A 14,379-nucleotide genomic window follows, 5' to 3' on the forward strand; every position below is an offset into this window, starting at 1 on the left:
CCAAGGAGGCATAGATCAAGCGTCGGGGGGAAGGGCTTTGCCCTTCCCCGGAAATCTAATCCAGTCCTAGAGCCCTTGGCCATTTCGGGCCTAGCCCTCGGGGCCGATCCTCAATTCGCAGTCTGACGGCTTCTCGACCCGTAGTCGTCGCCGCTTTCGCCAGCTTCTCCGGCCTCGCCAGCTTCACCGGCTTCACCGGCTTCACCGGATTCACCTGCGTCGCCGCCGCCATCGCCGCCTTCACCGCCTTCGCCGCCTTCGCCGCCTTCACCACCTTCACCGCCTTCGCCGCCTTCGCCGCCTTCGCCGCCTTCGCCGCCTTCACCACCTTCACCGCCTTCGCCACCTTCGCCGCCTTCGCCGCCTTCACCACCTTCACCGCCTTCGCCGCCTTCGCCGCCTTCGCCGCCTTCACCGCCGTCATCGGCAAGTGCGGCCTTGATCGCCGGCGTCGGGGACACTGAATCCAGGCTCAGGGGAACTGCCGCCAAAGTAGCCGCGAGCAAGCTGGTCGAAGCAAGCAGGTGAAACTTCTTGAGCTTGTTTTGATCGGGCATCGTTTCTCTCCAATTTCTGCCTGTCGTGCGGTCCGGGGCGGCACCGGTCAGGAATGGCCATCACGTCCGCTGATGGTCTCAAAACACTTCAACCCGGAGATTTTTTCAGGCCACCGGGAGAATCTTCTTCCTTTGGCTTGCGCACTGCTCCGAATTCCGCAGATATTTGCCCCTCCCGCAAAAATACCGGGCCTCACGGCGAATCTGCCGGACAGGGAAAATCTGCCGGCTTGGCGTGTTTAGCTATCGATGGGCCAAAGGTGGATCTCCGCGCGAGGCTACAGTGGGCGGCGCGCACGGCCTGCGGTTGTGTTTCCTAAGCTAGGGCGGGAGCGGAGCCTCCGTGGACGAAACGACGCGCCAGGAAATGCTGTCGCTGCTGCCCCGATTGCGGCGTTTCGCCTATGCATTGACCGGATCGAGCGACGCTGGAGACGAACTCGTGCAGGCGACCTATGAACGGGCGATCAAACATATCGACAAGTGGCAGCCGGGAAGCCGCTTGGACAGCTGGATGTTCCGCATCGCCCGCAACCTCAATTTGAACCTCCTCCGCGACCAGAAACTGCGTGGCCCCTCGATCGACCCCTCGGCAGCCGACCTGGTGACCAATGTTGATGGCCGGCGTTCGGCGGAAGCCCGGTTGACCTTGGAAAGGGTTCGGAACCACATAGACCAGCTTCCCGAAGACCAGCGGAGCATCGTTCTGCTGATTTGCGTCGAGGGCCTCTCCTATGCCGAGGTCTCAGGAATCTTGGACCTGCCGGTCGGCACCATCGCAAGCCGTTTGGGGCGCCTGCGACTTCGGCTCAAGGCGATCGCTGACGGGCACGATCACGACGCGCCCCGGGAAAGAAAGGCAGACAAGGCATGAGTGAAAGGATCGAACTCGATACCCTCGTGGCCTACGCGGACGGAGAGCTATCCGGCGCCGAGCACGCCCGCGTCGAGGCAGAGATCGCAGCCGATTCGGCGACGGCACAGATCGTCGCGGACCTGCAGGATGGCAAGAAGCTCCTGCGCTCCGCCTATGACGACCCGGTGATCCTGGAGGTTCCGAAAGATCTGCGGACCTCGATCGAGGGGCTACTGGCCAAGGCTCCCGACGGTCGAAGCCCGGGCACGACCGGCGGGGTGACCGTCTGGTCCGCCTGGTTTCACCCAACCCGCTTTGCCGTGTCCTTCGCACTGATGCTCTTGGCGGCCGCCGGCGGCTACCTGCTGGCGGAATGGCGTTTCGAGCAGAAGCTCGCGGAACTCGATGCCGCGAGGGCGCAGGACCTGCAGCTCTTGGAGCAGGCGATCGGTCAGGCGCTCGAGAAGCATCTGAGCGGCCAGGTCGTGGAATGGCGCAACCCGACCAGCGGCAGCCGCGGCCAGGTGGTCCCGGTCCGAACCTTCAGATCCGAACAAGGCCAGTGGTGCAGGGAGTACCGCGAAGCCTTGATTTCGGAGAGCGGCGAAGAGGTCCGCTACGGCATCGCCTGTCGCAACGCGGGTGGCGAATGGCGGACACGGCTCCGACTCCTCGGCGAAGGATGACGCCGCCTGCCTGCTCTACCACCGCAGAATCAGCCGATCCGGCGATCGGGATCAGCGCTAACGCGTTGGCGTTACTGGCGGTTTTCGGTCGCGCGGCATAGCGACGGCACCGGGACATCCCCTCTCCTGCAGTTCCGGGCTAGCATGATGTGCTGACCTGTCGGCAGCCCTGTACGCCGAATGCGGAACCCCGGCACAGCCGTTGGAGGAGACTGCGTCACTATGGGCTTGTTCCCGGACTGCTACGCTTCGACGGCAGGCAGCGCGCAGGGCTTCGTCGCGAACGACGGTAGGATCTGAGCCTTGGCGGCCTTGGAGACTTTCGGGGAGACGGCCGGGCGCGCACGCGTACAGCGGGTGCGGATCTCCGGGCAGGGACTGACCGCCTGGGTCCTGACCTGGGGTGCCGTGGTGCAGGACCTGCGACTGGACGGCGTTCCGCACCCCCTGGTCCTCGGCTTTCCCAGTTTCCCGCCCTATCTCGAGTCGACGGCCTACTTCGGCGCCATCGTCGGCCGGCTGGCGAACCGGATCGCCGGCGGCCGGGCCAGGATCGCCAGCAGAATGCACAGGCTCGACCGGAACGACGGCGGACGCCACACGCTGCACGGCGGAAGCGAGGGCAGCGGCCGCCGGCTCTGGCGGCTCGAGGACGCGGGCGAGGACGTCGTCACCCTGCGCTGCACTCTGCCGGACGGTCACATGGGCTTTCCCGGCAACCTGGAGGCGGTCGCGACCTACCGCATCGTCCCGGGCCCTGCGCTCGCCCTGGACCTGAGCGCCGAGACCGACGCCGAGACGCTCTGCGGCTTCGCGCACCACAGCTACTTCAACCTCGACGGCGCGGGCACGATTCACGACCACCGGCTCAGGATCGCCGCCGACGCGGTCCTTCCGGTCGACGAGGCGCTGATCCCGACCGGCGAGGTGATGCAGGTCGCGGGCACGGCCTTCGACTTCCGCGCCGCGCGCCCGATCGGCGCGGCCGGCATCGCCTACGACCACAACTTCTGCCTTTCCGAGGCGCGACGGCCCCTGCGCGCGGTCGCCGCGCTCACCGGCCCGCGCTCCGGGCTGACCCTCGCGCTCGCCACGACCGAGCCCGGCCTTCAGGTCTACACGGGCGCGGGCCTGTCCAGCGGCGCGGCCCCGGGCCTGAGGGGCACGCCCTACGGCCCCTACGCCGGGGTCGCGCTCGAACCGCAGCCCTGGCCCGACGCGCCCAACCAGCGCTGGTCGGCGCTCGCCCGGCTGCGGCCGGGCGAGGTCTACCGGCAGACATCGGTGTTCCGATTCTCGCGTTCTCGAACGGAAAGCGGATGACGGAGGGGCCGGCCATCCCCTGTTGCGCGGCACCCGCGAGATCCAAAGGCAAGCCTGGGTTCGGGGAACGGGTCAGGGCGCATTGTCATCTCGCCCGGGAAGGACGGTAAAACGGAGCTCTGGCTGGAAGGCGACCTCGCCGGCACCCTTGCCCTGGCGGCAGACACGAAAACACCCGCCGATCCAGAGGACGCGCGGGTGCTGATATCGATGGTTGGATGACGTTAAGAATCTTTCGCACATCTGAGTGGGGGTTGGTGGCCCTCGAATCTGGTTGGGTTGGTTTTGCAGGAATCAACTGCTCCAGAGAGGAGAAGCCACGATGGAAGAGGCGGAACGGCTGTGCGATGCGGAGCGCTACGAGCGCTCGGAGGCTCGTCGGGACACCCGGGCCGGCAGTTATCAGCGCAAGCTCCATACGATGGCCGGCGAGGTCAGCCTGAAGGTGCCCAAGCTGCGTCGCCAGACGTTCGAGACGGCGATCATCGATCGCTATCGCCGGCGCGAGAGCTCCGTCGAGGAGGCCTTGATCGAGATGTATCTCGCCGGCGTGTCAGTGCGGCGTGTCGAGGACATCAGCGAGGCGTTGTGGGGCACGCGGGTCTCGCCAGGGACAGCTTCGAACCTGAACAAGAAGATCTATGCCCCGATCGAGGCCTGGCGGAACCGGCCGATCTCGGGCACACACCCCTCCCTTTACCTCGACGGCACCGTCTTGAAGCGCAGCTGGGCCGGTGAGGTCAAGAACGTCTCCTTGCTGGTGACGACCGGCGTGAACGCCAACGGCTACCGGGAGACCCGCGGCATCTGCGAGGGCGCCACGGAGAGCCGCGCGGCCGCCCAGGCGAGGGCCGGCGAGTTGCTTGCCAAGCTCGAGGCCATGAAGCTCAGCAAGGTCGCCGAGCGGCTCGAGCAGACGATTGATGAGACCCTGGTCTACTACGCCTTCCCCGACGAGCACCGGCGCCGGATACGCACCAACAACCCCCTCGAGCAGATCATGCGCGGGATCCGAAGGCGAACCCGCGTGGTCGGCGCCTTCCCCGACGGCCAATCGGCCCTCAACTTGGCCGCGGCCAGGTCGAGGCACATCGCCGGCACCAAGTGGTAAGCCAAGCGCTACATGAACATGAACCTGCTCAAACAGCAAAGGCAGACCGCCTAACCAAGGACCTCACCAACTCCAAACACAAAGTGCGAAAGATCCTCGACACTACCTGGCTGACAGGCGTATATCTGTCCTTAACCTCAATACTGGACGTGAAACAAACTCAACGAAAATCCATCTCATCACCATCTAAAATTCGACACCAGCCGAGAGAATAGAGTGCTCTAGCAGGGAATTCGCAATTCTTGCGCTTGGCCAGCACTCCCGAATCTCGAAAATCAAGACACTCTCCAGATCGAGGAGATCATTCGCGGCATCATCGTGAACGGCCTCAGCAAAGATAACCACTTTTCGCGTAGAATCCGACACAGCTGACAGGCAACTTTGCTTGTGAGACCATTTGCGTGCGTGGGCTTTACCAGATGTATCCCTAAACGTCACTTCTCCCGATGGCAACGAAATTTGCGATCCATCGAATCCATCATACTGCTCACCACCCTCCGAGTATTGTACCGATAAATCCCCAACAATTTTTTCCGCATCCAAAACTGCCACCGGCAAGGCATAACGAGCTGAAACAGAATTACACAACATGACTAGCGGATGGAGCACCGGAAAGTCGTTCCGTGTTCTAATCCGTCTCAAAATCGACTCTGCCGCCATTCGGTATTTGGTTGGATTTGTCCCGGTGGCGCGATAGGCAGCACGCCAAGACTGCACAGGTCCCAGTTGGCCCTCATTTTCCACCATTGCGAGGCGTTCTCTCGCGATCGCCAAATTCTTCTCGATAGCCATGCCAACTTCAGCATGATTTGTGACGCCATCCACAACGATGAACGCCGTGCAAAGCGAAGGGAACTTCTTTGCGATATCAGATGAGTAAGAGAAGCGAGGCAAAGCTATATCAAACTCCCTTCTTGCGGAACTGCAGATCAGTCAATTCAGATATTATGACCCTATAAATGTTCTTGACTGTTTCCTTATGCCCGCCAGCACCGGACGCCATTTCTCCAACATTATTCAGAACCATCTGAACACGATCAGCGCCCCTAATTTCCTCTGAAGTACTCTTGTAATCACTTGCGCGTAATGCCAATTCAATACGCTCCACCAGCAGCGAAACGATTTGATAGTCCAACTCATCGATCTTGTTCCGGATTTCTGTAAGTTCAAGTGGAGTCGTCATGCTCGCCTCATCAAAGTCCACGGAAGGTTCATTTTGTCGCGCTCGCCAAGCGTTCATTTGCGCTCGCCGAAACAGTAGCGCTCTCAGGCTGATCTTCGCCCCATCGGACCACACCTGGTGCGTCTAATTCGAACTGATCCAAAATCCTTGCAATAGTCTGATTGATTATGTCATCAATAGATTTGGGTTTGGTATAAAACGACACCACTGGTGGAAAAATCACTCCCCCGCATTCTGAAACAGTCAGCATATTCCTCAAGTGAATATTACTAAGTGGGGTCTCACGGACAACCAATACCAGCTTTCGCCCCTCCTTCAAAACAACATCTGCCGCCCGGGTCAGCAAGTTGCCAGTTGCGCCCGACGCTATCTCGCCCAAACTGCGCATAGAACACGGCACCACGATCATCCCCATCGTACGGAACGAACCCGAAGAGATGGGAGCCGCAATGTCCTGAATCGCATGATGGTAATCGGCGAGTTCCCTTAACTGAGAAGCCGAGACGTCAGTTTCCAGTGAGCGCGTCTGCTCCCCAGCCTTGGAAATAACAAGGTGAGTTTCAATTCCAAGCGTGCGCAAGATGTTGAGCAAACTTAGGGAGTAAACGATTCCTGTCGCACCAGAAATTGCGACGATAATGCGTTGTTTTCGTGCCTCAGTCACCCTTTATCCCTCGGAGTCATGTCGTCGCTTGGACAACCCGTTCGTTTGCTGTCTGTGGTGATAAGTATGTCTGTATTTCTGCCGGCGGGATTGAACTGAGCAATTGCGCCATTCCAACCATGCGGCCTATCAAGTCTCTGACTGACTGCAAGCCCTCTTCATCCTCGAGCGCTTTTCCTGGCGTCCCTCCTTGCAGGACTGCCGGGTAGCCACTGCCGACCAAGATCATCCGGTTAAGTAGAATATTGTTGGCTATTTGGTTAAATACTGACACATGACCGTAGCGCCTTCCGGTTATCACACACCCAGCGACCTTATTGGCAAGCGGTCGCGTAAAACGCAAATAACCGACCCCAGCTCTTTCGATAAATATTTGCATTGGATGCGCTAGACCATACCCATGAACCGGCGCCATGTAGATTATTCCATCGGCCGAGATCAAGCGCTCTATTATTGCTGGCATGTCATCTTGATGCGCGCAGACAGACTGACGTGTATTGCATTCGCCACATCGACCACATCGACTTATGTCGAACTCTCGAAGTCGATTGATATTCGATGACACCGCCTTCGCTGCAAGTAGCTGCGCTATGTAATCAGCCACTCGCTCTGTATTCCCGTTTGCTCTACTGGAGCCAGTAATAATCTCGAAATGTGCGGATGATGACACTACCGGCATATTCACCCTCCAGTATATGTCTCTATGGTACCAGCGTGGTGACGCGCCGAAAGCGCTCCCGTTCCGCTACTGGAACGGTCAGATCCAATAAGTATTTATCTGTCGTCGGCTCCGTGGTCCCTGCCAAATACCCTGCCGCTTGCGAAGGGTCCAGCGGAAAACCTCGTTGCTTTGGAAAGATAACCAGATCTCTGCTTGGCTGGAATCGGGTGGCCATCGCCCAAAGAAGGTCGCTTTCGGAGCTGACATCGATATCAGTGTCCACCAAAAAGACCACCTTTACCAATAAGTGATTTTTCGTCGCCGCATGCAGGACACGCTCTGAAAACCCTTCATTTTCGTTCTTCTTTTCAATCCGCAGTGCCAACATCAGTTGGCCGCCGGCTGCCGCCAAGTAACGAGCATCGTGGACCGTCGCATCATTCGACAACGCGTTACTAAGCTGGCCGATCATCCCAGCCTCAGTCGGCAACGCCAACAACTCCGACTGTTCCTTTCCCGGTCCGAGAAAGGTCTGGTAAATTGGATTGATTTGGCTCGTTACCTGCGAAACATTGACTACCGGTAGTTTTGCTTTTCCCATACCCATGTAGCCAAGGAATTCGGGCATTCCGTATCTTGACTCCGAACCGGAATACTCATCAAGCAACTCTCCAGTGATTTCGCCTTCAATGACGATTTGACTTTGCGATAAACACCATGCGTTCTGAGTCTTACAACGACTGATTTCAATGGCGGCCCCTTGTACACCTCCCGCAAACTCAAGCTCGCTTTCATCTTCACGAATAAAAGGCGAAGAAATCGAACTTGTAAGATATACGATTGGGCCAGCTCCAATGTTTATTGAAATCGGCAGTCCCGATCCGTTTCTTTGCGCTTTTCGGTACAGATTGTCGAGATCTCTTCCAGGTAGCATCCAAATCGTCAATCGATGTGCATCGACCACTCGCATACGATGAATTGAGAGGTTCGCAACTCCGTTCTCTGGATCGTGCGCAAACACCAATCCGGATGTCAGATAGGGTCCTGCATCGAGTGCCGTTACTGAAAGGGTTGGCAATGCGCCAAGCTTTTCCGGCCAACTGATGGCCTGGCAAGGCGCTTCGCCTAGTTCTCTTGCTGGTGTGCGAGTTGAAAGCCTTTGCGAAATCGTTCGCGCACCCGTGCCCTCCGCGCAACCCAAGAGAAACTCACACCGCCTACGCGCACCGAATAGGCCCATCAGAACAGGCATCTCGTAACCGGTCGGCCGTGTATAAATTACTACTGGCTCCTCTCCAGACCGCGGGTGGGCGGGAGATGTAGCAAAGTTGGCAAGGTAATGCTGCGCTATTTCGAACCTTGGATCGAGATCGTCATCAACAACGATTGGCATCTCGCCACATTTTTCCAGTGCCGCCATCGCTGATCTTAGGTCCGGTGCACATATTGATTTCGTATCGCTCATGCCGACATACGCTTGAGAACAAAATCGATATCTTTGTCACCCCGTCCCGAAAGATTAACGAGGATGTTCTGGTCCGAGCGCAATTTCGTTGCACGCCGCATAGCATATGCGACAGCGTGAGCGCTCTCCAGTGCCGGTATGATACCCTCTTCCCGTGATAGCGCAAAAAACGCGTCTATGCATTCTTGATCAGTCGCTACTTCATACCGCACTCGGCCAACGTCCTTCAAATGGCAGTGTTGAGGGCCAACTCCAGGATAGTCCAATCCGGACGCAATGGTATGCACCGGCGACGGATTACCTTTGTCGTCCTGCAGATAATAGCAACGGAAACCGTGCAGATACCCTGGCTTTCCAAGAGTCAGCGTTGCCGCATGCCTATCACCCTCAAGTCCCTCGCCGGCAGGTTCAACGCCAACAATATCTACACCTTCATCATCCAGAAAGCCGTTAAACAGCCCGATGGCGTTTGATCCACCACCAACACAGGCAGTTACCTCATCTGGGAGCCGCCCTGTCTGGTCGATAAACTGCTCGCGTGCTTCCAGCCCCACAATTGATTGGAACGTTGCAACCATTTCCGGGTATGGGCTTGGGCCTACCACTGATCCAATGGCAAAGAAAATATTCTTCGGATCTTTCATAAAGGCACCAAACGCGCTGTCTACGGCTTCCTTCAGGGTTCCGGCTCCTTCGTCAACCGGGACCAGATTGCAGCCCAAGACTTTCATCTTGGAAACATTCGGGTGTTCTTTAGCAATATCGACCACACCCATGTGGATCTCGCATTCCATGCCCATAAGCGCACTTGCCGTAGCCAAGGCAACGCCATGTTGCCCCGCACCGGTCTCCGCCAAAATTCGGTTCTTGCCCAACTTCTTTGCAAGCAGAACTTGGCATATGCAGTGATTGATTTTGTGCGCGCCGGTGTGATTGAGATCTTCGCGCTTTAGATAGATTTGAGCGCCGCCGCCTGCAGAGAGGCGCTTTGCATGGTATATTGGACTAGGTCGGCCGATGTAGGTCTTCCGCAGCCGATCGACCTCCTCCGCATAACCCGGGTCATTAACGACGGAACGAAATCCGACCTCAATCTCCTTCATTATTCCACGAAGATTGTCGTCATCGATGGGACCGCCATAATCACCAAAATATCCATCCTGATTAGAGATGATGAGTGGAGATAGCACGTTCATGGGATTGTCCTACTCAATGCCTATCGTGACTTTTCATTACAAGTCGACAGAATTAATCAACTGACTAAATCATCGACAACGAACACCAATGTCTCGCTATCCGACGAGCCGCGCGATCGGTGCCGAACGCCATCCGGAATAGAAAACGCCATATCCGGTTCACAATCAAAGCTCGCGTCATCAAAAATAATTGTAAACCGTCCTTTGAGAACATAACCTTGGTGGCCGACAAGGCACCAATGTTCCTCATTGAAGCCAGGCGGCAACTCAAGAAGACGAATCCGTTTGCCGTTTGCTTCAAAAATTTTCACTCGACCATCAGCGCCCGGCTTCGACCAAGCTGTCCATGGAGCTTTGTCGAGGGAAAAAGTAACTGGATCGTAGGATTCCTTTGACATGTTCACTCCATTTTCCTGATCGACTATGGCTAGCGATCTAGTTGTAAACTGGACGTTTGATTTCAGGATACAAGTAATTCTTCAAAAAGCTGTCAAAGATACTCAGCCCACTATCTGTGGCGATACTCTCAGGATGAAACTGAACGCCTTCGATTGGCATCGTTCGATGCCTCAAGCCCATAATATAACCGTCATTGTCCGAGTTAGCGGTGATAACGAGTTCGGGTGGCAATACATCTGAACTAACGATAAGTGAATGATACCGAGCGGCCATAAAAGGTTTGCCGGAAGTGTGGGTGAACACACCGAGCCCGTCATTCGATATCAAGGAAGATTTGCCGTGCATGATATTTCCTGCGCAAATGACGTTGCCGCCAAAAGCAAGGCCAATTGCCTGGTGCCCGAGGCAGACACCAAGGATTGGGATCGCTCCGTTCACTTCACGGATCAACTCTGGATAACGCGCATCTTCCGGTCGACCAGGCCCTGGCCCTAAGAGAATGAAATCGGTTGCCACATTCCTGATTTCTCTTTCAAGACATGGATCGTCGCACCGTAGCGTCACCGTCTGAAGGCCAAGCGTTTTCAGATATTGCTCAATGATGAAGACGAAGCTGTCATACGCATCGACTAAGAGCACTTTCATGCCACAAGCTCCTCATCCGTAAGGGCTTTAAAGACTGCTCTCATTTTGACGATCGTTTCTTGCCATTCATTCTCTGGAACGGAATCGGCCACGATGCCTGCACAGGCCCGCAAGCTGTAGATTTGGTCCCGATAACTGGCCATTCGGATGCACAATGCCATGTTCGCGAAGTCCCCCGGACCTATCAGGCCGACAGCACCGGCATAGGCTTCCCGCCGAGATACTTCCAGATCTTCTATTATCTCCATCGCCCTGATTTTCGGGGCGCCGGTCATTGTACCGGCTGGAAAAGTCGCCTTCACTAGATCAATAACATCGCATCCGAATGCCATTTCGCCGGTCACGGTTGAGACCAAATGAAACAGATGCGAAAACTCCTCTACAGACATCAAACTCTCGACATTTAGCGTGTCGGTTTTGGAAACGCGAGCTATATCGTTACGACAAAGGTCGACCAGCATTGTATGTTCGGCACATTCCTTTGGGGACGACGTAAGAGCGTGCACTAGCTGTTGATGCTCTTGCTTTGTCTTTTTGCCTATCGTCCCAGCAATTGGGCGCATTGAAACGCCCTTGGCATCTAAGCGGACATAGTTTTCTGGGCTCGCACCAATCAGTTCGCATCCCGCGACTTTACAAAGAAACATATAGGGTGACGGGTTGAGTTCTCTTAACCGCCTATAAAGCGTTAGCGGTTCCATCGACGAGGCGACTTTCACCTCATGACCGATTTGCACTTGATAGATATCGCCCAGGCGAATATGATTTAGAGCTACTTGAACTTTCGATAGATAATCGTCTTTTGTTGTTGAGAATTTTACATTAAAGTTCGGCGCAATATCGCCCCTATCGGCTATGGCAAATTTTGGAAGCAATTCACGTTCGATATCAATCGTCGGCTCAGGAAATATGTCCGATCGCGTGACGCTAACACGAACGCTGCCTGATTTTGCAACCACTAGAAAAGATTGAAATAGACGCAGGAAAACCAGAGGAAACTCCGGCCCCCTTATTCGATATGGCAACCTCTCGATCAGACACGCTGCATCGTATGAGAGACAAGCAAGGAAGCCGAAATTGAACTCTTCATCGTTCTGAGATCGAGAAAACATGCCATTGATAGATCTAAGCACCCGCCAAGCTTCGTCTCCTGAATAGATCTTCCCCCTGCCGCCTTCAACTCTTTGCTCGCCAAGTTGTTCGTTGACGCAGGTTTCGATTGCGTTTTGAAGCAACCGAGGCGCCGTGATGAGAATTCGGTCACGGTAGATTTCAATTGTTGCCAACGCCCCGACGCCAAGAATCGATTCTCGGCAGTCCACCTCGGGGCCTGCACAGGATTCCAAAAGAAATACGTCGTCCTTGCTCAATTTTTGAATGGCAAGAATATAGGCTGAAAAGATATCCAGATTTGGAACATGGATGTGCGAGGTGGATGTGTCTAGTTCAATCAAGTGAGTTGCCTCTCGAAGCATAAAGAGTGGATGCCCGTTCGAGATTATATGACTTCACTGACTACGCCATGTACGCCGATGATCGCTGTCGCGATGAGAAACAAGCCGAGTGCCGGGATCAGGTACTTGAAAAACCGCATTTTCCCGAAGACGTCTGCCGACAAGCTACCAAGGACGCCATAAAGAATGAAGCAGATCAGCGCAATCGAACCAATCGGAAAGAAGACGAATACAAGCGTTCCGGTTGTGGGGATTTGTGGTGAAATGAATAGGGGAAAGAGTGCGACAAAAAACAATATTGCCTTCGGATTGAAGAGGGCAATAATCATACCTGAAGCAAATCTCGACGATAGCGAATCTCGTTTCGTGTCCGCTTGCGCGCCACTTAAACCGATTTTCAGGTGATCGCGGATAAAGCCGATACCTATGTATCCGATGTACAGCGCTCCAAGAAACTGAATTGCTAGAAATGTGGCGGGATTGAGCGCGAGAATCGAATTCAGAGCAAGAAACGCAACGGCGGCCTGAAACAAGGAGGCGACTACGTTCCCGGCAGCCGCCGGAAGCACGCCACGTACGCCGTATTGCATGCCATGCGCAAGAGCGAGCGCCATGCTCGGGCCTGGGATAATAGAGACGGCGAAGATTGTCGTGCAGTACAAGAGCAAGGTTGTAAAGTCCATCTTGTGCGCTTCGAACTACGACGGATTATCGATCAGTGGCTGCATAAACTGCTTGCGCCAGATGGGCTAGCTCTAACGGCGCCTCTCTCGTATGTCAAGTAAGAAAATTGACTATTTCTCGGATAACGTGTGTTTTGAATGGCTTCGGAGGCACGATGCGGCTTTGCGTCGCCAAAGTGTGCGCCTTTGGCTCTTTACCCGGCATCGTTGTGCCGCCCCCTGGGACACGATCCGGGGGCGGCTCTGATCGCTGCGGGTGCCGTGAGAGATTTTTCGCCTTGTCACCTGGCAGCGGATATCGTTTTCCGAGCTGTCGGTGTTGAGTGCAATGTCCGACCGATCGGGCCGTGACCGGCAGTTCTGCCGTGTTGGCGTGCAGCCGTTGCAGGACGCGGTTGAGGGTTGGCGATGCCAGCGCGGCGCATGACGATGCGCTCGAAGCGGGCTTTGACGTAGCCCGTCGGGTCGCGGCGGTTCTTGGACCATCTTCGTCTATCGCCGCAGTCGCGGTCTGTAGTTGGAAATAGGCCTTCTACCAGAGACACCAAGTCTGAATGGCCCACCAGTAGGGTGAACTGGCTCGGTCATTGCTCAGCGCACGGCCGCAGCCGCTTCCAGCGGGTCGTGATAGCGCTTCAAGGTGATGGCGATCTGCTCTCATTCGATGCCGTCGGGGCCGTGGGGAGCGCCGTATCAGTCGAGCAGGCTCCCGCCTTCCCGGCTTGGCGATCGCGTCGAGGAAATCGTAGCAGCCGGGGACACCGCCCAAGTCCTCGGGCGGGCAACGGTGCTCGCCGCCCAGAAACCGCAGGTAGAGCACGCCAGGCTCGGCCTTCTCGACAGCCTCCACAACGACACGGTGCCGCCAGCGCTCGCCGAAATCGTAGGCATAGCCGAACTCCTGAAGGAGCTCGAGGCGGAGAACGCCAAGCTGAAGGAGCTGCGGCCCGGCCATGACCGCCCGCTTGAGCTCTTGATGGGCTCCACGGCCGGTTATGGCCTCCACCGAGTACCCTTCCCGATGTGCTATGGACCGACCGGAGATGATCAGCAAGGCGCTGGAAGAGTAGGCCTATCGCAGCGGCGTCCATCTCAACTTCATCGAGCCCGGCAAGCCGGTCCAAATCGCCATTGTCGAGAGCTTCAACGGCCGGTTCCGCGATGAATGCCTCAACCGGTTCCGCGATGAATGCCTCAACGAACACCGGTTCCTAAACTTGGCCCACGCCCGTCGCATCATCGAGGCCTGGCGGGTCGACTACAACAGCGACCGGCCACACTCGGCACTAGGTTACGCCACACCAGAAGACTTCGCGTCATCTCACCAGGGGCGTGCCCCTGGTGAGATGACAAACAGTGCCCGCAAAGAGCAAACTCAAGCCGCCGAAGTCTCAGGGGTAGTGTCCAGGATCTTTCGCACTTTGTGCTTGGGGACTGGTGGCCGATCCGGTCAGGCAATCATCTCCTTCTGTCTGAGCAGCTGCATGTTCATGTAG

At 56.3% G+C, this 14,379-nt stretch carries 13 protein-coding genes and 2 pseudogenes; 5 read left to right on the plus strand and 10 right to left on the minus strand.

The window, feature by feature from the left end:
• Window positions 1-110: 110 nt before the first annotated feature.
• Entirely contained in the window at window positions 111-557 is a 447-nt protein-coding gene (locus tag QNJ30_24240) for a hypothetical protein (GenBank protein ID MDJ0946571.1), read from the minus strand.
• A gap of 343 nt (window positions 558-900) precedes the next feature.
• On the opposite strand from QNJ30_24240, the gene QNJ30_24245 reads away from it, so the two are divergent.
• From QNJ30_24245 to QNJ30_24260, 4 genes and pseudogenes are all read left to right on the plus strand, one after another.
• Complete coding sequence (locus QNJ30_24245) at window positions 901-1,431, plus strand: RNA polymerase sigma factor (protein ID MDJ0946572.1); 531 nt, start codon at window positions 901-903, stop codon at window positions 1,429-1,431.
• Window positions 1,428-2,099 (plus strand): RT0821/Lpp0805 family surface protein, encoded by a 672-nt coding sequence (locus QNJ30_24250; protein MDJ0946573.1) that lies wholly within the window; start codon window positions 1,428-1,430, stop codon window positions 2,097-2,099. The genes QNJ30_24245 and QNJ30_24250 overlap by 4 nt, the downstream gene beginning before the upstream one ends.
• A 303-nt stretch (window positions 2,100-2,402) precedes the next feature.
• Window positions 2,403-3,422: an aldose epimerase family protein gene (locus QNJ30_24255; protein MDJ0946574.1), complete on the plus strand. Its 1,020-nt coding sequence runs from the start codon at window positions 2,403-2,405 to the stop codon at window positions 3,420-3,422.
• Between the two features lie 328 nt (window positions 3,423-3,750).
• A pseudogene (locus QNJ30_24260) lies at window positions 3,751-4,530 on the plus strand (transposase).
• A 189-nt stretch (window positions 4,531-4,719) separates the two neighbouring features.
• Here the strand turns inward: QNJ30_24260 and QNJ30_24265 are convergent.
• The 9 genes from QNJ30_24265 to QNJ30_24305 all read right to left on the minus strand — a co-directional run bounded on the left by QNJ30_24265 (window position 4,720) and on the right by QNJ30_24305 (window position 12,883).
• Window positions 4,720-5,427 carry a phenylalanine--tRNA ligase beta subunit-related protein gene (locus QNJ30_24265; GenBank protein ID MDJ0946575.1) on the minus strand — a complete coding sequence of 236 codons (708 nt, stop codon included), beginning with the start codon at window positions 5,425-5,427 and terminating at the stop codon, window positions 4,720-4,722.
• Between the two features lie 7 nt (window positions 5,428-5,434).
• Window positions 5,435-5,716: a chorismate mutase gene (locus QNJ30_24270; protein ID MDJ0946576.1), complete on the minus strand. Its 282-nt coding sequence runs from the start codon at window positions 5,714-5,716 to the stop codon at window positions 5,435-5,437.
• Between the two features lie 28 nt (window positions 5,717-5,744).
• Complete coding sequence (locus QNJ30_24275; protein MDJ0946577.1) at window positions 5,745-6,380, minus strand: UbiX family flavin prenyltransferase; 636 nt, start codon at window positions 6,378-6,380, stop codon at window positions 5,745-5,747.
• A 701-nt stretch (window positions 6,381-7,081) separates the two neighbouring features.
• Window positions 7,082-8,461, minus strand: a complete 1,380-nt coding sequence (locus tag QNJ30_24280) for a UbiD family decarboxylase (protein ID MDJ0946578.1) — start codon at window positions 8,459-8,461, stop codon at window positions 7,082-7,084.
• A gap of 41 nt (window positions 8,462-8,502) precedes the next feature.
• Window positions 8,503-9,702, minus strand: a complete 1,200-nt coding sequence (trpB, locus tag QNJ30_24285) for a tryptophan synthase subunit beta (protein ID MDJ0946579.1) — start codon at window positions 9,700-9,702, stop codon at window positions 8,503-8,505.
• A 56-nt stretch (window positions 9,703-9,758) separates the two neighbouring features.
• Window positions 9,759-10,100, minus strand: a complete 342-nt coding sequence (locus QNJ30_24290) for a cupin domain-containing protein (GenBank protein MDJ0946580.1) — start codon at window positions 10,098-10,100, stop codon at window positions 9,759-9,761.
• A 37-nt stretch (window positions 10,101-10,137) separates the two neighbouring features.
• Window positions 10,138-10,746, minus strand: a complete 609-nt coding sequence (locus tag QNJ30_24295; protein ID MDJ0946581.1) for an aminodeoxychorismate/anthranilate synthase component II — start codon at window positions 10,744-10,746, stop codon at window positions 10,138-10,140.
• The gene (locus QNJ30_24300) at window positions 10,743-12,200 is read right to left on the minus strand and encodes an anthranilate synthase component I family protein (protein MDJ0946582.1); all 1,458 of its coding nucleotides are present in this window, start codon (window positions 12,198-12,200) and stop codon (window positions 10,743-10,745) included. The genes QNJ30_24295 and QNJ30_24300 overlap by 4 nt, the downstream gene beginning before the upstream one ends.
• Window positions 12,201-12,244: 44 nt before the next feature.
• The gene (locus tag QNJ30_24305; protein MDJ0946583.1) at window positions 12,245-12,883 is read right to left on the minus strand and encodes a LysE family translocator; all 639 of its coding nucleotides are present in this window, start codon (window positions 12,881-12,883) and stop codon (window positions 12,245-12,247) included.
• Window positions 12,884-13,965: 1,082 nt separating this feature from the next.
• On the opposite strand from QNJ30_24305, the pseudogene QNJ30_24310 reads away from it, so the two are divergent.
• Window positions 13,966-14,202: pseudogene (locus QNJ30_24310) on the plus strand (transposase).
• The last annotated feature ends 177 nt before the right edge of the window (window positions 14,203-14,379 follow it).

The sequence above is a fragment of the Kiloniellales bacterium genome (assembly GCA_030066685.1).
Lineage (GTDB): Bacteria > Pseudomonadota > Alphaproteobacteria > Kiloniellales > JAKSBE01 > JAKSBE01.

Bases quoted from the DNA above. Each gene is read 5' to 3' on its own strand.
- QNJ30_24240 (MDJ0946571.1), bottom strand. From the start codon at position 557: ATGCCCGATCAAAACAAGCTCAAGAAGTTTCACCTGCTTGCTTCGACC.
- QNJ30_24250 (MDJ0946573.1), top strand. From the start codon at position 1,428: ATGAGTGAAAGGATCGAACTCGATACCCTCGTGGCCTACGCGGACGGA.
- QNJ30_24270 (MDJ0946576.1), bottom strand. From the start codon at position 5,716: ATGACGACTCCACTTGAACTTACAGAAATCCGGAACAAGATCGATGAG.
- QNJ30_24280 (MDJ0946578.1), bottom strand. From the start codon at position 8,461: ATGGCGGCACTGGAAAAATGTGGCGAGATGCCAATCGTTGTTGATGAC.
- trpB (MDJ0946579.1), bottom strand. From the start codon at position 9,702: ATGAACGTGCTATCTCCACTCATCATCTCTAATCAGGATGGATATTTT.
- QNJ30_24290 (MDJ0946580.1), bottom strand. From the start codon at position 10,100: ATGTCAAAGGAATCCTACGATCCAGTTACTTTTTCCCTCGACAAAGCT.
- QNJ30_24295 (MDJ0946581.1), bottom strand. From the start codon at position 10,746: ATGAAAGTGCTCTTAGTCGATGCGTATGACAGCTTCGTCTTCATCATT.
- QNJ30_24305 (MDJ0946583.1), bottom strand. From the start codon at position 12,883: ATGGACTTTACAACCTTGCTCTTGTACTGCACGACAATCTTCGCCGTC.